We start from the raw sequence: 18,410 nt of genomic DNA, 5'->3' as shown, positions 1-18,410 counted from the left end.
CCGATTCCCAATTCTAAATTCTAAATTCTAAATTCTAAATTCTAAAAAACTCTTATGCTGAAAATTTCCAATTTAAATGTCTACTACGGTGAAAGCCACATTCTCAGAAATGTAGATTTGAATGTACCAGCAGGACAAATGGTTTGCCTGATTGGACGGAATGGTGTGGGCAAAACTACTCTACTCAAAACGATTATGGGATTACTGAAACCCCGCACTGGCACCATTACCTTTGCTGGTCAACCCCTGAACAAACTATCTACCGATAAACGAGCCAGATTAGGAATTGGCTATGTTCCCCAAGGGCGGGAGATTATCCCTCGGGTAACGGTGAAAGAGAATTTGTTGCTGGGTTTAGAAGCACGTCGAGGGGGTAGAAAGGCTGAAGACGACATCCTAGACACTATCTTTGAGCTGTTTCCAGTCTTAAAATCAATGTTGTCCCGGATGGGTGGTGACTTGAGTGGTGGACAACAGCAACAATTAGCGATCGCACGAGCATTAATGGGACGTCCCCAGTTATTAGTGTTAGACGAACCTACCGAAGGGATTCAACCGTCGATTATTTTGGAAATTGAAGCGGCTGTGCGCCGGATTATTGAAACCACTGGGATTTCTGTGCTCTTGGTGGAGCAGCATCTACATTTTGTTCGACAAGCTGACCGCTACTATGCCATGCAGAAGGGTGGCATTGTGGCATCCGGGGCGACTAGTGAACTGAGTCAGGATGTGATTCAGCAATTCTTAGCGGTTTGAATCGTTACATAGCGGTTTTTAATTTGGTGAGGTACAGAGTTTCTGGTTTTAGGGAACAGGGAACAGGGAACAGGGAACAGGGAAGAGTAACCCAAACCTAACCCCTCCCAGGAGGGGAAGAGGTGACAGGGAAAAAAGTGTGTACCTCATTAAAGTAAAAATAGCTATAGATATACCAATCCTAAATGAATTGTGATAATTTTTGTTCCCTTTTCCCTACTCCCTACTCCCTACTCCCTGTTCCCTGTTCCCTGTTCCCTTTGGTATAGCATATAGAATATATTACAATACTAGTGTATTGACTTATAACTTATGTCTAACAATCCTTATTACAATCTTAGTGTTGATGACCAAACGATCATCATCAAGATTGATAAGACAGCAATTGATTATCAGCAACTGACCCAACTCCTCAACTATCTTGAATTCAAGTCAATCAGCCAGCGCAGTCAACTCACAGAAGAGGTAGCGGCTGAATTAGCTGATGAGATTGACTCTACCGTTTGGTCTAAGGTTAAGTCTAAACTTGATAAGTAGTAAATTGTGATCGGACAAAACCAAGCAGTTATAGTTGATACCAACATTTTGTTCTCAGCATTACTCTACAGATAAATCCCGTTTTAGTGAGTTACTACTCGACTCAAATTATGGCGTTGCTTAATAATGGAATGATTTTAAGAGTGAGGTGGAATAGGCATCTTGCTGTGGAATGGGCATCAGGCGTGGAACTGGCATCTTGTGTAGAACTGGCATCTTGTGTAGAACTGGCATCTTGCCAGTTTCCTCCTTATTTTCGGGCGGGCAGGATGCCCACTCTACTCCTATTCATTCAAAGACTGACGCAACGCCCAAATTATAACTTTTTTATCTGTGAGCAGGTGTTGATAGCAGGAAGTTCAGCCACGGTTTAACTCGCGCTCTAGATCGTCAAAGTCAACAGCAAAGACATCAATTTGTTCGCGGGATAGGGCGGCCAGAAAGTCCCTACGGTTTAACCCTGCGACGGAGGCTGCTTTTTCCATGGAGATTTCCCGCTTTTGATACCAGTAGATAGCAGCAGCAAGCCGCATTTCCTGCACAAATTCTTCTGGGGGAAGGCGACGGGCACTAAAAACCTCTTCAGGTAAGTTAATTGTGACTTCTGACATTAGTTATATGCTAAAATGTGGTATTATTGAAAGGGTGCATCTCATTTTTGCCGTTTGACCAGATAGTGCGTTACGGGAGAGATTATCCTAACACTACAATCATGGCTCCCCCGTCCCTAACGCACCCTACGAACTTCATAAGTATAGCAGTTTTTAGTTTAATGAGGTACATAGGATTTTTTCCCTCTTGCCTCTTGCCTGCTCCCTGCTCCCTGCTCCCTGCTCCCTGCTCCCTACTCCCTAAAAAATGTACCTCGCCTAATTTCAAACCACTATAATTTATAATTAAGAATTAATAAAAATGGCTGTCCAAAAACATCTTGTTAAGAAAATAAGAGAAGCAAAAAAGAAGCAGCTTAAACAGTTAGATTTAAGCCGTGATTTTTTGTATTACGATGATGTTAAGGTAACTGAAATACTAACTGAAGTTTTTAATTTATCACAGTTGGAAGTATTGGATTTAAGCGGTACTCAATTAAAAACAGTCCCAGAATCCATCGGAAAGCTTACCAACTTAACCGAGCTTAATTTAAGCGGTAATCAATTAACAACAGTCCCAGAATCCATCGGAAAGCTTACCAACTTAACCAAGCTTAATTTAAGCGGTAATCAATTAACAATAGTCCCAGAATCCATCGGAAAGCTTACCAACTTAACCGAGCTTAATTTAAGTAAAAATCAATTAACAACAGTCCCAGAATCCATCGGAAAGCTTACCAACTTAACCAAGCTTAATTTAAGCTTTAATCACTTTAATCAATTAACAATAGTCCCAGAATCCATCGGAAAACTTACCAACTTAACCGAGCTTAATTTAAGGACAAATAACTTAAAAAAAATCCCAGAATCCATCAATCAGCTAATCCTTTTAACCCAGCTTGATTTAAGCTTTAATCAATTAATAACAGTCCCAGAATCCATCACCAAGCTATCTAACTTAACCAAGCTTGATTTAAGGGATAATCCCCTTGAAAATATACCAATAGAAATTGCAGAAAAGGATATTGAAGCAATCAGAGATTATTTCCGACAACTGAAAGAAGGAGAAGATTATATCTATGAAGCAAAACTCCTCATTGTCGGTGAAGGATGTGCTGGAAAAACAACACTAGCTAAAAAGATAGAAAACCCAGACTATCAACTACAGGAAAACGAAAAATCTACAGAAGGGATTGACATTATCCAATGGACATTTCCACTGGAGGACGGTCGAGACTTTCGGGTTAATATCTGGGACTTTGGGGGACAAGAAATTTATCACGCCACTCATCAATTCTTCCTGACCAAACGTTCTCTTTACACCCTAGTAGCAGATACCAGTAAAGAAGACACAGACTTCGACTACTGGCTTAATATAGTAGAACTCTTAAGCGACAACAGTCCTCTTTTAATTATCAAGAATGAGAGACAAAATCGTCATATAGAAATAAAGGAGTGCGCCTTACGGGGACGGTTTACCAACTTGAAAGGAACCCTAGCAACCAACCTAGCTACTAACCGAGGTTTAGAGGAGCTTCTTACCCAAATTAAATTTAATATTAGCAACCTCCCCCACATCAAACAAGTAGCTTTACCTAGAACATGGAAACAAGTCAGAGAAGCTTTAGAAGAAGATAGCCGTAATCACATCAGTCGGGAGGAATATCTACAGATCTGCTCAAACAATGGGTTTACTAATGACAACGATAAATTACAGTTAAGCGGGTACCTACACGATCTGGGAGTGTGTTTGCATTTTCAATATGACTCTCTATTAAAGAAAAAGGTGATTCTCAAACCGGAATGGGCTACTGATGCTGTCTATAAAGTCCTGGATAACAATGACGTTATTCGCAATCGAGGTTGCTTTAACCGCGCTGATTTAGAAAAAATTTGGTCGGAAGAAAAATATGCTGATATGCAGGATGAACTGGTACAATTGATGATTAATTTTAAACTTTGCTATCAAATCCCTGGGAGTAAAGATAGCTACATCGCGCCACAACTACTAACATTAAATCAACCTGAGTATGATTGGGATCAATCTGACAATCTAATTCTCCGCTATACCTATGACTTCATGCCCAAAGGTATTATAACTCGGTTTATTGTGGAAATGCATAAGTTGATTTACCAGCAGCAATATGTCTGGAGAAGTGGGGTTATCTTAAACAAAGATAACACCAAAGCAGAAGTAATTGAATATTACGAACAGCGAGAAATTAAAATTAGAGTTACTGGTAGACATAAACGAGACTTGTTGACTATTGTTACTAACGAACTAGATAAGATCCATGATTTTTATAAGCGATTGAAGTGTAGTAAGTTAATCCCCTGTAATTGTTCTACTTGTAAAAACAGTCAAAATCCTTATTTATATCAATTTGATAAATTAAGAGAGCGTATTGCTTATGGTCAGAATGAGATTCAATGTGATATTCCTCCCGATTATAATATAGTTCAGGTATCAAGTTTAATTATTGATTATAATATAGGTTGCAATAAGTTCAATAAAGATGAACAACGGGATATAGATCGACAGCTAAACAAAGCTGATAGTAGTATTATTATTAATAATAATAATACTATTGAAACGACAGGGAGTCAAACTATGTCTGAAAAAAACGAAATCAACGTTAGGGACGGAAATACGGTAATAGGAGCAGGAGGTAAAGAGTCTAACAACAATACTATCCAAGCTACTGTCAATGGGTCACCCACAGAGGAGAAATGGAATCTCTCCAATAAACTTGCTCTGATCGGCATAATAGCGACCTTATTTGTAGGATTAGGGGCATGGCTGTTTAGCGGACTTCTTAATGACAAGGTAATAGAAAATCCTAGTCGATATCCAGCAACACAACAAGAGCAAGTAGATTAATCGTAGGGTGTGTCTTCTTGCCTCGGAGATCCCCCGTTTCCCTTAAAAAAGGGGGACTTTGACTATGGCTCCCCCCTTTTTTAAGGGGGGCTGGGGGGGATCTAAATCTTGCGGAAAACTTTGAAAACACGCCCTAGGGTGGGCAGTGTCTAGCAAGGGGCTTTTTTAGGTGATATCTATTTAGCACTGCCCACCCTACATAAGCTGATAGCTGACAATTTATCCTAAAATTACTTACCCAAAAAAAAGTTTTTCAAAACCCTTGACAAACTATATCATAATCATTACAATAATCATTGTCAACGAAATTGATTTTTTTAATCATGTCTACAGACTTTATTCCGAATCACGACAATAATTCTGAGGATTCTAACCCAAAGAAAAAACGTATTAAGTACATTAAGGGCTCTCCTGAAGCAGTAACTAATACTATTTACAGCCTTTATGCACTGGGGTATGCAGATGTTTCCGAGTGGAGCCCTTTGCAGCCGACGGGCATTCCAGGGGAAGTAATTAGTTTTGCAACCAAGTCTTCGACTTGGCGTTAATAGGTTAAATTTCTGGGGGGGTTTCCCCCCTGGTCAAAGGCTCCGGTTTGTTCGGGTAGAATCACATCCGGATTGATTCGGAAACTGATAGACAAGACAATTGCGTTTACAGCAGTGAAATAGCCGTGGATAGTATTTCTACGGCTATTTTTTTTGGTTTTAATTTAATGGAATTGGGAAGTGCGAACGCGCCCCGCGTGACCTACGGTCAATCGCGTAGCGTGGCCAACGGCCAATCGGATCAGATTCCGATTGGGGCTACACCGATGGTGGGCAGTGCCTAGCAACGGACTTTGTCAGCTGATCTGATCTGTATCAAGCACTGCCCACCCTACATTAACTTTTACTGAGATTGATTATTAACAGCTATTCAGCAATGCTAAATCTTTAGCTGCTACTATTTCTAGCGTTTCTCATAGCTATGAGGTACACTTTTGATTGGCACTTATTGCCTTAAGACCTTCTTGCCTTGCTGCCTTCTGCCATTCCCCTCCTGGGAGGGGTTAGGGGTGGGTGCCTTCTGCCTTAAAAGGATAAGCAATGTCGCTCATGACTATGAGAATTGCTATATATATTGTGCAACTTATTATTTTAGCACTATTGATAACTACTATCCTGCCCCGGGTCTTTAGACCGGAGAGTGTCAACATAGACTTGTCTTAAATTTGTCAGATGATAGTCGTGTTTTAAGATTGAGCTGTCACGAACGTTGTACTTAATCTCTTCTAGGAAGAGCAGTTCAACCACGGACGGAGCCAATTCGGGGTTGTCCATGGCAGTTTCAAACAGCCACTTGGTGTCGCCGATCAAAAAGAAGTCCAACATAGTAATTTAGTAATCAGTAAGATGCACCTGTGCGATCAGCTGTGCGGGTATACACAGCTGCTAATGGTTTATCTCATATTTGTAAAAAATCAGGAAAGAATGTCCTGATCCGTGGGCTTAGTTTTGCTTAGCGTACGCCCTTGAGTTGGGATGTTGGTTTTTGCTACTGGTGCGATGCGCGTTTAGCGGCTCTTTCGGAGCATCGCAACGGTAGAAATCGGTTTCAGCTACAACCACCTATCCCTGGATGTCTGTCTGAAACATTCTGTGGGTTTATAAACACAACGAGGCGGGGTTTATTAAAAAATATTTCCAGTTTATTGACAATAAGTATTTATTATGATAAAATGCTATAGCTAAACTTGCCTAGTATACGTGGGATCAGTTTTAGCGATCGCACTAAAATCAATTAAATTGATCGTAATGACCACGTAAGCATTCAGCCGTCAGCCGTGAGCTAAAAGCTCACGCTACTTGAGGTGCCGTCAGCCGTGAGCTTATTTTAGTCAAAAGTACCGATCTAGTAGCACTATCTTTAGGGCATCAAATGTTGGCCTAGCCTGGCCTACGGCTAATAGCTGATATAGCGCTACGCGCAAGGCAAGAGGAATTCCCCCTTATTAAGGTGCATTAGCGTTTGAGATTTTATCAATGTCCTAACTTTAATGGGTAGTGCTATACCAATGTTAAGCTCAGCATTTGTAAGCCATGCATGGGTAATTTGGAGCGATATCCAGGTTGACCGGCTTCGCTTCTACTGCATGTGATAGGAAGAATATTTCCAGGTAATTCCTGGCATTTATCAGCAAAATCCATAACTATAGCCATCCTTTCTGTGAACTCTAAGTAAATTCTTGAGGTGTAAGCTTATCGCTTTTTTTCCGGGAGCAGTGTAATTAAAGGAGTTACTTTTACTTCTAGGATTAACCCTCCCAAACTCCCCCGTTAAAAGGTTTTTAGCTATATCACCACTAGACCAACCCTTGATGGGTTTCAATGGGTTATGTCTAATGGGGTAGCCATATTTATTGAGTGCAGCTTTTTGTCTGCCTCCTTGTCCTTTGCAGGTGACTAGTAGTGGTTGAGAGGTTCTCAATACCAAGGTTTTAATATCTCCAACACAAGCTGCATCAATCCAATGCTGTTTAGACAGTCCTAGCTTAGTCCGGTTGTATTTGGTCTGAGCGCCAGTACCAGTAACCACTGGTTTTACTTCTTTGAGCACCTTTACTATTCTGTTCCGAGTTGTATTCACCGCTGCTGCATCTGATAATGGTTGTTTCGCCTTATTTTTGATTTTTTGCAGCAAGCCTGGTTTCTTTTTTAGGAATTCCTCTATAGGTCTATTGCCTTTTCGTTGATTACATTTTTCGCAAGCTAGACAAAGGTTGTTAACTCGATCGCTTCCACCTTTAGATTTTGGGTGAATGTGCTCAATCTGTAGAGGGATATTTTGTTTGCCACAATAGGCGCACTCCCTTCCCCACTTCTCAAGTAAATACTCCCTCACCTCATATCCGGCCAAATCACCTTGTTGGTACTCGATTCCATTGATTTCATGATTCTGCATTTTTTGAGTGTCAAACTTGACTCTTTCAACCCAGATCTCATTGATTGGACAAAACTTAATCAGTCGCTTCACCCAGGTTTCAATAGTCAAAACCCTGTGTTCTAGGCTGGGAGCAATCCAACCCTCTGGACGTTTACGATTAAGAAATCTTGGCTTCCTGTAACGAGTATTGCGATTACGCCTCCCACGTCTAACAGCGCTTCTAGATTCTAATTTTTTCTTGATCAATCCTCCCCTGTGTTCTAATTCCATTCCCCAAATAACTTGGTCGTCTTGAACTAGAGCAAACCCAGTCACCTTGCTACCTGGATCTATCTTGATCTGACAAGGGGAGATAGTCGGGTTTGCGATCGCAGTCTTGAGGATAATCGTAAATGGATACATTCTAAAAACCGCCGCTTTACCTTTGTCCAATAATCGACGCGCTTTCTTGGGGGATATGGGGTTTAACGGTTGTTTATTCGTGTCAATGACAAATACATAATTTTGCATTTTTAGTGCGTCTCGATTCGGTAATGTTTTCCTCGACCATGTTGTAATGGCTTGTCGTGTCAACCACACATTTTGCCTTTGACTTAATAGTTGACGATAGGGCTGGGAGCTGGAGGTCACTCCCAGGTATCATGACCAAAACAACGTAGGAAATCAATCCTTGGTCTGCAACCTAGCTAGGTAATTTCCGAATCTTGCCGGAAATTACCAAGGCTTTTACTAGGTGCTAAACAGTTAGCTTGATGGAGTGGAATTTATTATAAACCAACTCACCTCAAAAATAATATTAAAAATTGTTAAGAGTTTTCTGAAGTAGTGACATGCTCCCGCTGCACCCTGCACTATAGTTCATTAATCGCATCAGCATAAGCCATTGCTGCTGTTTCCCACTTCGGCAAATTACTACTAATCTCAACTAATTGTTTTTCTTTCAAACCACCCATTACCTTCTCGGCTGCCTCCCTAGGCTGATCAGGATCAACGGTAATGATGGCAGACCCCCCTGCTTCCAAACCGGCTTGATTCCCTTGAGATACCACCACGAAGCGACCAAATGATGCCGCTTCGGCAATCGGTAGTCCAAATCCCTCCCGGTCAGACAGAAACACTACCGCTGTTGCCTCTCGATACCATTGAGCCAAAATGCGATCGCTTATGTGGCCATGATACTGAACCCAAGGCAAGGTCTCAATTGACGTCTCGAACGCTTCACCGCTAGCTTGGGTCGAAGTATTCATCCCTCCTATGGACTTACGAAGTTTAGTTGGTGATCGGTAATTGGTAATTGGTGTACGCCAATTTTCCTGGAGTCCAGTTTTGGGTAAGTCCTGTTGCCTTGATGAGACCTAGGTGTATAAATTGGTTTCAGCTCAAGTGGGGCAATGCTTTCATAATTATGCTATTTTTTTAGCATAATAAAGTAACTAATTTAACGTTTTTTTTGAATTCTTAATTAATTAGTTAAATATTTTTTTATCCCTGCTATTTTTTGATAATCCCCTAATTCTTAATTAATTAGGGGATTATCAAAAAATAAAAAAAAAATATCAAATTAGTTTCCACAACACTATAATCATCTTCAATATTTTAAAGTTTATGTATTCATTGTTTAAGTTTATTTAATCCCAACGTTATATTCGTTATAGTCTATTGTGTGTACTCACAGTTTGGACAAGCTGGCTGATTATTATTGAACCCAGTCGAGCTATTTATAACCTGATTGAACATTGGGAATTTGCCTTCACAATGGTCTTTGGTTCCATGGTTGCAGGAGCGACAAGTATGGGAGGAGGCGCAGTTGCTTTTCCAGCTTTAACAAAGTGGCTTCACGTCTCTCCCCCCGATGCAAAACTCTTTTCTTTAGCTATTCAAAGTATTGGCATGAGTGCCGCCTCTTTTACGATTGTGGCTATGAAAACTCCAGTAGAATGGAAGTTAATTCGTTGGGTGAGTTTAGGGGGAATTCCAGGTATTTTTATGGGAACAGCTTTTTTGGCTCCTTTACTTCCTCCCGAAGTCATTAAAATTTCATTTACAATGATGGTGAGCAGTTTTGCCCTCATTTTAATTCACTTAAATTTAACTAAGACTGAACGGAAATTGACGATTGAACACTGGGGTAAACGAGAAAAAATTTTATCTCTAGTAGTCGGATTAATGGGCGGTATGATTAGTGGGTTAGTTGGGAGTGGAATGGATGTTTTTGCCTACTCTGTAATGGTGTTACTGTTTGGCTTGTGTGAGAAAGTTAGCACTCCAACGTCAGTGATTTTGATGGCAATTAATGCCGTCACAGGCTTTTTAATTCATAACTTTATCCTGGGGGATTTTGTCACTCCCGTCAGTAATTATTGGTTAGCGGCGGTTCCGGTTGTGGTAGTGGGTGCGCCAACCGGAGCAATTCTTTGTAGTCTGATGGAACGCCAAATGGTGGTTTGGATTTTGATTAGTTTAATTGTAATTGAATTGCTGACTTCTTTACTGTTGATTCCACTTACGACATCCGTAGTTTCGGCTGGATTGTTTGCCCTGATTTTATTTACTTCATTTTATTATCTGATGTATCGCACAAAACTGAGACGCGCTTAATTGAGTGATTCTTGGTTTTATCATTCTCTTAAAATCATTCTATTATTCAGCAACGCCAGACCGCTTCCTATGAGATGCACCCCATGTAACCTTACCCTAGGGTTAACCACCCAAAAACTTGCTCAACTGTTAGTTCTAACTCTACTCCATTGAGAATCGGTAACGTAGAGGTTGCTGAAAGGATTTCCAATCGTTGAGTCTGATCAATCACGATAATACTTTCTTCTTCCGGATCAATTAACCATCCTAGTTCGGTTCCATTACGCAAACAGTGGATGAGTTTGCTCAGGACTTTGGTTTGTCTTTGGTCTGGGGAAAGAATTTCGATTGCCCAATCTGGATGTATTTCAAAGCGGTTGGCAATTTTGCCAGTTGGTTCAATGGGGATGTTTGCCCAACGAAATACTGTGATGTCGGGAATAATTGATTCACCCCCAAAGGTACAGCGCAGTTCCGGGAAAGCCTTGGCAATTTTGTTGGGATTAGCGACTCGATTGATAGCTTGACACAATTCAATCTGAAGCAGACTATGTTGGCCTTGTGGCATGGGCTTAACAATGATTTCCCCATTGATAAATTCTGATCGGGGTTTGGTTTCTGGGAGTTTGAGGAACTCCTCTAAGGTTAGGGGTGGAGTGGCTGTGGTCATATATAGCGGTTTTTAATTAGGTGAGGTGCATTTTTTAGAGAGCAGGGAGCAGGCAAGAGGCAAGAGGAACCCACCCCTAACCCCTCCCAGGAGGGGAAGGCAAGAGGCAAGAGGCAAGAGAAAAAAAATTATGTGTACCTCGTAGCTATGAAAAACGCTGTAATAATGGTAAATAGCGAAAATAATGACACCCAACACTTTTAAAAATAATTGCTTGTTAATTATAGCAAGAGGTTTAATCTGTACTTTTGTTATTTGTTGGATTTCGTGGTATAAACCCAACCTACAAGATGGTGATGAACGCTCGTTCGCCGCTACAGGATTGACCGTAGGTCACGCTACGCGAAAGCACTAAAACTAAACTAATATTTTTTCAATCTCCTTAAGTACCTCAGCTAAAAAAGGAGCATTAGATTGAACAATATTATCCTCACTTCCATCATGTTTATGATGAGGAAAAGTAGCAAGATTTAATTTTCGATGGTGTTCGGTATTATCATAGCGGAAAATTAGATTATTATCGTAATTCATATATTGATAACTATACATTTTTCTATCGATTGAAATTTCTACATAGACAAATTCTCGGAAATGGAGCAAGGAATTATCTTGGAAATTTATCTTGCCTCTGATAAACCCTTCATACATTCCTCTTTTTTCCCGTTCAATAGTTAACCCTTTGACTATTAGCGATGATGACAATAAAATATCAATCTGATCAAAATAGTCTTCAATCAACAAAATAAATATCCTCTATAGATTCTTTTGTTTTTTGTAAATGTTCCAACATTTTAGATTCTCCGATCCATTCATCAAAATCAAAACTATGGACTAATTCATCGTTATTAAAGCGAGTAATAAATTCCGCTGTTGATAATTTGTATTTAGTTTCAAATTCCTGAAGGCGTTGTTCTGTCCTTTGAATTCCTGCTTTAACACTCTGTAATCTTTCTGACAAGGCACTTTGAATAATTCGTTTTAGTGAATCTGGATCTTTTGATCTAATTTTGAGTTCAGCCATCATTTTTTTAAGTTTTTTTTTATTGACGTTAATAAGGTTTATAAGGGAACAGGGAATAACGAATCGCACCCCTATTTCCTACTCCCTACTCCCTATTGAGTTCATTAATCGCATCAGCATAAGCCATTGCTGCTGTTTCCCACTTCGGCAAATTACTACTAATCTCAACTAGTTGTTTTTCTTTCAAACCACCGATTACCTTCTCGGCTGCCTCCCTAGGCTGATCAGGATCAACAGTAATAATGGCAGACCCCCCTGCTTCTAAACCGGCTTGATTCCCTTGAGATACCACCACGAAGCGACCAAATGATGCGGCTTCGGCAATCGGTAGTCCAAATCCCTCCCGGTCAGACAGAAACACTACCGCTGTTGCCTCTCGATACCATTGAGCCAAAATGCGATCGCTTATGTGACCATGATACTGAACCCAAGGCAAGCTCTCAATTGAGTTGAGGAACGCTTCACCGCTAGCTTGGGTGGAAGTATTCATCCCTCCCACTAAATGCAATTCCCAAGGTTCACCACTAAGCTCTCTAAGTTGAGAGGTTAATGCCACAGCTTCCGGTAAACGCTTGGCAGCTGGGTCGATCCGACCTACCGATAACAAGAATGGTCCAGTGGGAGCAGAAATCGAGACGGTCGGTAACTTAGCTAGGGGTGAGTCTACTCCATTCGGAATAGTTTTCAGCTTCTGTTGAAGCCTTGGGTTAGGGCGAAAGTGTAGCAGGTCATTCTCCGTAGCTTTGCTTACCACGATAATCTGCTGGGCAAAACGAATCGAGGCATCCAGGTAAATTAGCGATCGCAAAGCCGTTTTTATGCGATCGCCATACTTATTAGCCGCTTTCCATTCATTGACATCATGAAGCACTGCAATAGTAGGTGGATGCCACGGCAGTACGATCGGGTTAGATAGCCAGACTAGAGCCTCTACTCCTGCTTGAGCACAATACCCATTAAAGCGAGTAGCCACCCAACCATACCGCTTTGCTGGGGAGTAATCCAGCGGTGGTAGGATATTAACACTATCTGCCAACTCCTGTAGGGTAGGAGTATTCTCAAACGCATTTGGAGAAGCCAAGATTTTCACCTTAGTGCCTCGGCTGATCAGTTCCTCAACTAGAGGTGGTAGTAATCGATTGAGATACTGCCCAATCCCTAAGCGAGGACCAAGATAATGGGCAATTAAAGCAACAGACATAACTTATAGCACAGGAAACAGGGAACAGGGAGTCGGGAATCGGGAATCGGGAATCGGGAATCGGGAATCGGGAGTAGGGAGTAGGGAATAGGGAACAGGCAAAAAATCCGTGTGTGTACTCCACTAATATGAAAACCGCTGTAGCTTAGATGTAGGAATAATTTCTAACTTAGTTACAATACCACTAAATAAAATCATAAAGGAACAGGCATTTAGAAAATTTTCCACTTTCCACTCCCGACTCCCGACTCCCGACTCCCGACTCCCTAATCCCAACAATGAACAAAATAATTTCCTGGTATCGATGGGCGATGCAAACAGGGCAGCTACCATTTGCGATAATTTTAACCATAACCATCTACCAACCCTTTGAAGACTTTGTTCTCAACTGGCTACCCTTACCATCACCGTTAATTTCATTAATACGTTTTGTTCCCGAAATTATCCTTTACATCCTAATGGTAAGGGTAATTTACCTGCGGATCTCCTCTGGTAAAGGTATACGAAAAACCCCCCTTGATATCCTGATTATTGCCTTTTTCCTCGGTACCATGATTTCCATTGTTGTTAACCATGCTGGAATTGCAGGTAGCATTAAAAACTTACGCACTAATTTTCGGTATATCTCCGTTTACTATACTGTTGTTAATATTGACATTTCTATCGAACAGCTTTCTCTATTATTAAAAAGTATTAGACTAGCCAGTTTAATCCAGGCAGGTATAGCCTCCATCCAATACTTCTTACCCGCCAGCATCACTCAGAAACTATTCACCAGGCAAGTCATCCACTCCGGCACAATGGCTGCCAAAAATGCCAGCATTGGCACCTTTGGCGACAGTGCCATCCTTTCAGGATTCCTGATGTTAGCCATTTCAGTATTTATTAGCCATGTCTACACCCACTCTAGTCATCTTATTCCCACTTTCAAAGACTCCGCTAGTATTTTAGTGCTATATTTCGCCAACTTTGCTTCCAAAAAGCGAGCTGGACTGATGATATCTCTACTAATTCCTATTCTAGTATTAGTTCATCTCAAACGTAAAAGAGATACTGCTCTCATCCTCTGGTTTTCTACAGCAATTTTGATAACTGTAGTCTTAATTTCCCCATTATTGAATCTTCAAACATCAGCAGCTTCCGTCTCTGAAAATGGTGAAATTCCTGATTTAACTTCCTATTTCTTCTCGATTTTTTCTCCAGATTACTGGCAACACAACTTAGAAGCTCAGCGGGGTTGGGCAGCCAAGACTATTGTTAATGGTTTGATGAATTCAGGAGGCTGGTTTGGCTTTGGTCCAGAGCCTGGTGCCTTACAAAGAGGAATAGAAAATTCCGTGATTCTCTCCCCAGATGAACAACGGCATTTATCCTGGCATGTGGAACTCCTGGAAGATGCCTACTGGTTTGCCTTCCTGGGGTATTTTGGAATTGTTGGTTTGGGGATTTTTTGGCTAATATTGCTACGGCTTTACCAAACCTCTAACTCTCTGATTAAATCCTCTTCATACCTGGAATACAAATCCCTTGGGGTGATGCTTTGTACTATAATTATAGTTTCTTTCTTTTACACCTTTGTGGAAAGGACATTTAAACTTCGACCCTTTAGTTTTTATTTTTGGTTACTGGCTGGACTAGTAGTTAATTCCTGGTCTGTTCAACAAAGGAGTAGGGAATAGGGAGTAGGGAGTAGGGAGTAGGGAGTAGGGAATAGGGAATAGGGAACAGGGAACAGGGAACAGGGAATAGGGAATAGGGAATAGGGAATAGGGAATAGGGAACAGTATAAAAGAAAGACAAGCATTTTTTTGTTATGCTTAATCCTTAGTGCTGATATACTTATCATACTGTTACCAATTCCCCCATCACCCTATCACCCTATCACCCCATCAGCCCATCATGATTGATCATCAACCAAGAGTGGAACAGATATTTGTAGTAGGAAACTCCCGCAGTGGCACTACTCTGATCGGTCTAATCTTGGGATTAAATTCAGAGGTTTTCACCTTTGAGGAACTCCATTTTTTTGAGCAGTTATGGTCCGAGCAGCATCGGGACTCTTACCTGACTCAGGCAGAAGCAGAACAGCTAGCGGCTCGCCTCCTATCAATTCAGCATAGTGATGTTCTGCGTCCAGGGGATCCCAGTGACTTTAGTGAAGAAGCCAAAGCAATTATTGCCCAGTTTCCGGAGCAAAGGCTAACCTCTGGGGATGTCTTTAAGGTATTTCTGGGATACAAAGCTGCCAAAAACAGTAAGAGTATTCCTTGTGAGCAAACTCCGCGCAATGTCTTATACATAGCTGAAATCCTGGAACTTTATCCCGAAAGCAGGATTATTAATATGGTTCGTGACCCCCGAGACGTACTGCTGTCACAAAAATATAAGTGGCGAATCAAATTCTTGGGTGCCAAGAATATTCCCTATCGAGAAGCCTTCCGGTCTTGGTGCAATTATCATCCCTTTACCATCTCAAAACTTTGGAATGCGTCGATTAACGCTGCTGAAAAATTTGCCAATCATCCGCGATGTCGTACGGTGAGATTTGAATATTTGGTAACAAATCCAGAGCAGACCGTGGCATAAATTTGCCAGTTTCTAGGTCTGGAGTTCCAATCACAAATGTTGGACGTTCCTCAAAATGAGGGCGGTGTCTCATCCCATAAGCAAATCACACCAAAACGTCGGGGAATTGACCCGAATACCACTGGAAAATGGCGGCGTGGGGGACTTTCTGTGACAGAGATTCATATTTGCCAGCAAGTAACCTATACTAACATGCTCAAGCATGGTTACTCCTATGCTTCGATGAAGCCCAACCCCTTGATGTTAGCATTAAGCTGGGCATTTTTACCTGTAAAATTGACCCTAGCTTTGTTAATGAATCTTGACCGAACCCGAAACATTGTAGAAGCGATTCGCAGACGCTTGTAGATGGTAACCCTGCTATTAAGGTCTTGGGTTTTAGGGAGCAGGGAGCAGGGACTTCGGAGCAGGGAGCAGGAGTGTCAAACAGCTTTTAGGAGATGCACCCAACCGGATTTGGTCATGGTGATACCTCTAAGATCTGTTTAATACCTTTAATAAAGACTTGAAAACTGTGGGATGTATTGTCAGTTAAAGATAAATAGGGTGCAATTTTTTTAGAATGGATTCCTGGATAGTATTCCTCAACTAAACCTTTAAGCTCTTGTTTGGCAGAGTTAAGCTGATCGGGGTTACGGTATTTCTTTTTACTTTGTTGTTTACTGAGGCTATTAGGTTTCATGTTATAGGCTTTTTCGACTGCGGCTAAGTTTCCTAAGAACCAGGATTCTAATTCATGGCAGATGATCCGAATCATCACATTATTGGATTTTCCGGCAGTTTGACAAATTTCTAATAGTTCGGATTTGAGTTTTTTGCAATCATGGGAGTCTTGGTCATGGACGATAATGAATCTAGTGTCGGGACTATATTGAAAGGCTTTAATTTTTTTAGTAATAGATTTAAATAAGTCCTGTTTGCCTTGGTGGGGGATACAAAGATAGGTGATTTGATCGGGGATAATTTTCGGTAGGAGTTGATCTAAAACGTTTTTCATGGAGCGTTCTTCTAGCATAAAAATCAGGTCATAACTCATTAGGGGGCAACTCCTTCAAACCAGCCTTGATTCCATAGATAGCCAGGTAAGTCTCCAGCTTCAACTAGATTGACAAGGGTTGGATTATCTTTAGCCCTTGAAAATTTGGTGATCCCATGTTCTTTGGTGAGCCAAAAGATGCTCTCCAGGGGAACGGCATTTAAAAAGTCAGGGGAGTGGGTAGAGACAAAGACCTGGCCACCACGATTGGCATAACTGGCAAATTCTTCGGCGAGTTCATGTAAAAGGCTGGGGTAAAGTTGGTTTTCGGGTTCTTCGACACAGAGCAGGGGGTGAGGCTTAGGATCGAAGAGCAATATTAAATAGGCAAACATTTTCATGGTGCCATCGGAAACATAGCGATCGATAAAGGGGTCTTTAAAGGCTTCATCTTGAAATTTTAGGATTAGTCTGCCGTCTTCAGTATTTTTGGCTTCTACTTTGGAAATGCCGGGGACTCGCTCTTGCATTCGCTGGAGAATTTTCTCGAATATTTCGGGATGTTCTTGATAGATGTATTGGGCTACTAATGCCATATTATCTCCTGTGGGGGAGAGGTGTTCGGCATAGAATGCGTCTTTGCTGCCTCTAGCTTCATTGATATGAAAGTCGGAAACATGCCAGTTTTCGATCAGGGAACGAAAGGCACTGGCGGCTTTGAAGCGTTGGAATTGTCCTAAGCCTTTTATGGCTAAAATGTCGCTGGATTCAAGTTGTTGTTCTTCCCGTTGCAGGTCTTTGTCAGCTTGTTCAAATTTTTCTTCGTTGATGATAGCGTATCCTTTTCCTTTTCGAAAGTCTAGAAAATGAAAAGGTTTCCCGTGTGCGCCACGTTTATAACGCAGAATTTCTCGTTTTATGAACGGTCGTCTCTTCTCCTGTCCAATGATCAAAATATAGGTAACCAGGCGCTCAGTTCCTAGAATTTTCATACGGAACTGAAGTTCTATTTCGATATCTTCTTGCTCTTTGCCTCGGGTGATAACTTCATTGAAACCGCCACGAACTTCGAGAGCATGACGAATATTATGTTTGAGGGCATGGTGGATAAAGCCAAATATGTCAAACAGGGTTGATTTTCCGGTACCGTTTGCACCAACTATCACAAAAAATGCGGGAATATTTTTGATTTCTATGTTTTCAAATACACGATAGTTTTTAATTTTTATGGTAAGGATTTTCATAGTCTATGATTTACCTAAACAAACATGTAAGGAGTATCCATCCCGGGAGCATGTCAAATTTGTAATTAGGTACATAGATCCCCCCTAACCCCCCTTAAAAAAGGGGGGAATTAGATTGAAAAGTCCCCCTTATTAAGGGGGATAATGGGGGATCTGAATCAGGGATTAACAAAACTGACATGCACCCATCCATCCCTAACTAATCACAAAATCCCCTCGATCGTGGCATCAATTTCTACCAAATTTCGATCCACTTGCTTCAACTCCGCCGCCACCACCCCTAGATTAATCTCCGCTGACTGTTCCCAAGTCTAGCATACAGCCATTACAGCCCAATCAGGTTATCAAGGCTAGCTCTGTTTTTCGTGAGTACTAACCTACCGTTGGATATGTCTATCACGACTTACGCAAAGCCCCCTAAATCCCCCAATTATGGGGGACTTTGA

Annotated in this window: 20 protein-coding genes; 9 read left to right on the top strand and 11 right to left on the bottom strand. The window is 41.3% G+C overall.

Going from position 1 to position 18,410, the window contains the following annotated elements; all coding sequences use genetic code 11:
• The first annotated feature begins 54 nt into the window (after positions 1-54).
• From urtE to F6K57_RS01185, 3 genes are all read left to right on the top strand, one after another.
• Positions 55-756 carry an urea ABC transporter ATP-binding subunit UrtE gene (gene urtE, locus F6K57_RS01195; RefSeq protein ID WP_293064078.1) on the top strand — a complete coding sequence of 234 codons (702 nt, stop codon included), beginning with the start codon at positions 55-57 and terminating at the stop codon, positions 754-756.
• A 312-nt stretch (positions 757-1,068) separates the two neighbouring features.
• Complete coding sequence (locus tag F6K57_RS01190; protein WP_293044590.1) at positions 1,069-1,293, top strand: hypothetical protein; 225 nt, start codon at positions 1,069-1,071, stop codon at positions 1,291-1,293.
• Between the two features lie 131 nt (positions 1,294-1,424).
• Positions 1,425-1,667: a hypothetical protein gene (locus F6K57_RS01185; RefSeq protein WP_293064075.1), complete on the top strand. Its 243-nt coding sequence runs from the start codon at positions 1,425-1,427 to the stop codon at positions 1,665-1,667.
• On the opposite strand, the gene F6K57_RS01180 is transcribed toward F6K57_RS01185, so the two are convergent.
• Complete coding sequence (locus tag F6K57_RS01180) at positions 1,653-1,904, bottom strand: UPF0175 family protein (RefSeq protein ID WP_293064072.1); 252 nt, start codon at positions 1,902-1,904, stop codon at positions 1,653-1,655. The genes F6K57_RS01185 and F6K57_RS01180 overlap by 15 nt on opposite strands.
• A gap of 301 nt (positions 1,905-2,205) precedes the next feature.
• On the opposite strand from F6K57_RS01180, the gene F6K57_RS01175 reads away from it, so the two are divergent.
• Positions 2,206-4,764 (top strand): COR domain-containing protein, encoded by a 2,559-nt coding sequence (locus F6K57_RS01175; RefSeq protein WP_293064069.1) that lies wholly within the window; start codon positions 2,206-2,208, stop codon positions 4,762-4,764.
• Between the two features lie 323 nt (positions 4,765-5,087).
• Positions 5,088-5,312 (top strand): hypothetical protein, encoded by a 225-nt coding sequence (locus tag F6K57_RS01170; protein WP_293029159.1) that lies wholly within the window; start codon positions 5,088-5,090, stop codon positions 5,310-5,312.
• 597 nt (positions 5,313-5,909) lie between these two features.
• Here the strand turns inward: F6K57_RS01170 and F6K57_RS01165 are convergent.
• From F6K57_RS01165 to F6K57_RS01155, 3 genes are all read right to left on the bottom strand, one after another.
• Entirely contained in the window at positions 5,910-6,122 is a 213-nt protein-coding gene (locus tag F6K57_RS01165) for a hypothetical protein (RefSeq protein WP_158069537.1), read from the bottom strand.
• Between the two features lie 817 nt (positions 6,123-6,939).
• Positions 6,940-8,199, bottom strand: coding sequence for an RNA-guided endonuclease IscB (gene iscB, locus F6K57_RS01160; protein WP_293064150.1), 1,260 nt, complete (start codon positions 8,197-8,199; stop codon positions 6,940-6,942).
• A 341-nt stretch (positions 8,200-8,540) separates the two neighbouring features.
• Positions 8,541-8,936, bottom strand: coding sequence for a glycosyltransferase (locus F6K57_RS01155; protein WP_293064065.1), 396 nt, complete (start codon positions 8,934-8,936; stop codon positions 8,541-8,543).
• A gap of 508 nt (positions 8,937-9,444) precedes the next feature.
• On the opposite strand from F6K57_RS01155, the gene F6K57_RS01150 reads away from it, so the two are divergent.
• Positions 9,445-10,287 (top strand): sulfite exporter TauE/SafE family protein, encoded by an 843-nt coding sequence (locus tag F6K57_RS01150; RefSeq protein WP_293064062.1) that lies wholly within the window; start codon positions 9,445-9,447, stop codon positions 10,285-10,287.
• A gap of 91 nt (positions 10,288-10,378) precedes the next feature.
• Here the strand turns inward: F6K57_RS01150 and F6K57_RS01145 are convergent, their stop codons facing one another.
• From F6K57_RS01145 to F6K57_RS01130, 4 genes are all read right to left on the bottom strand, one after another.
• Complete coding sequence (locus tag F6K57_RS01145) at positions 10,379-10,936, bottom strand: Uma2 family endonuclease (RefSeq protein WP_293029172.1); 558 nt, start codon at positions 10,934-10,936, stop codon at positions 10,379-10,381.
• A 357-nt stretch (positions 10,937-11,293) separates the two neighbouring features.
• Positions 11,294-11,677 (bottom strand): DUF6516 family protein, encoded by a 384-nt coding sequence (locus tag F6K57_RS01140; protein ID WP_293064058.1) that lies wholly within the window; start codon positions 11,675-11,677, stop codon positions 11,294-11,296.
• Positions 11,667-11,960: a hypothetical protein gene (locus F6K57_RS01135; RefSeq protein WP_293029176.1), complete on the bottom strand. Its 294-nt coding sequence runs from the start codon at positions 11,958-11,960 to the stop codon at positions 11,667-11,669. Before F6K57_RS01135 ends, F6K57_RS01140 begins: the two co-directional genes overlap by 11 nt.
• An 82-nt stretch (positions 11,961-12,042) precedes the next feature.
• Entirely contained in the window at positions 12,043-13,158 is a 1,116-nt protein-coding gene (locus F6K57_RS01130; protein ID WP_293029178.1) for a glycosyltransferase, read from the bottom strand.
• 278 nt (positions 13,159-13,436) lie between these two features.
• On the opposite strand from F6K57_RS01130, the gene F6K57_RS01125 reads away from it, so the two are divergent.
• Positions 13,437-14,837 carry a hypothetical protein gene (locus F6K57_RS01125; protein WP_293064055.1) on the top strand — a complete coding sequence of 467 codons (1,401 nt, stop codon included), beginning with the start codon at positions 13,437-13,439 and terminating at the stop codon, positions 14,835-14,837.
• On the opposite strand, the gene F6K57_RS01120 is transcribed toward F6K57_RS01125, so the two are convergent.
• Positions 14,816-14,962 (bottom strand): hypothetical protein, encoded by a 147-nt coding sequence (locus F6K57_RS01120; protein ID WP_293029183.1) that lies wholly within the window; start codon positions 14,960-14,962, stop codon positions 14,816-14,818. The two genes, F6K57_RS01125 and F6K57_RS01120, sit on opposite strands and share 22 nt — an antisense overlap.
• A gap of 95 nt (positions 14,963-15,057) precedes the next feature.
• On the opposite strand from F6K57_RS01120, the gene F6K57_RS01115 reads away from it, so the two are divergent.
• Both F6K57_RS01115 and F6K57_RS01110 read left to right on the top strand, forming a co-directional pair.
• Complete coding sequence (locus F6K57_RS01115; protein WP_293064053.1) at positions 15,058-15,744, top strand: sulfotransferase; 687 nt, start codon at positions 15,058-15,060, stop codon at positions 15,742-15,744.
• A gap of 36 nt (positions 15,745-15,780) precedes the next feature.
• Positions 15,781-16,092, top strand: a complete 312-nt coding sequence (locus F6K57_RS01110; protein WP_293064051.1) for a hypothetical protein — start codon at positions 15,781-15,783, stop codon at positions 16,090-16,092.
• A 112-nt stretch (positions 16,093-16,204) separates the two neighbouring features.
• Here F6K57_RS01110 and F6K57_RS01105 read toward each other — a convergent pair whose 3' ends face one another.
• On the bottom strand, positions 16,205-16,780 hold the full coding sequence (locus tag F6K57_RS01105) for a DUF4276 family protein (RefSeq protein ID WP_293030842.1): 576 nt from the start codon (positions 16,778-16,780) through the stop codon (positions 16,205-16,207).
• A complete protein-coding gene (locus tag F6K57_RS01100) occupies positions 16,780-17,964 on the bottom strand; it encodes an AAA family ATPase (protein WP_293064049.1) in 1,185 nt (394 codons plus the stop codon). Before F6K57_RS01100 ends, F6K57_RS01105 begins: the two co-directional genes overlap by 1 nt.
• Positions 17,965-18,410: the final 446 nt, after the last annotated feature.

It is taken from the genome of Moorena sp. SIO4A5 (genome assembly GCF_010672005.1).
In the GTDB taxonomy this organism is placed as follows: domain Bacteria; phylum Cyanobacteriota; class Cyanobacteriia; order Cyanobacteriales; family Coleofasciculaceae; genus Moorena.
This window is presented reverse-complemented; position numbering and strand designations above follow the sequence as displayed.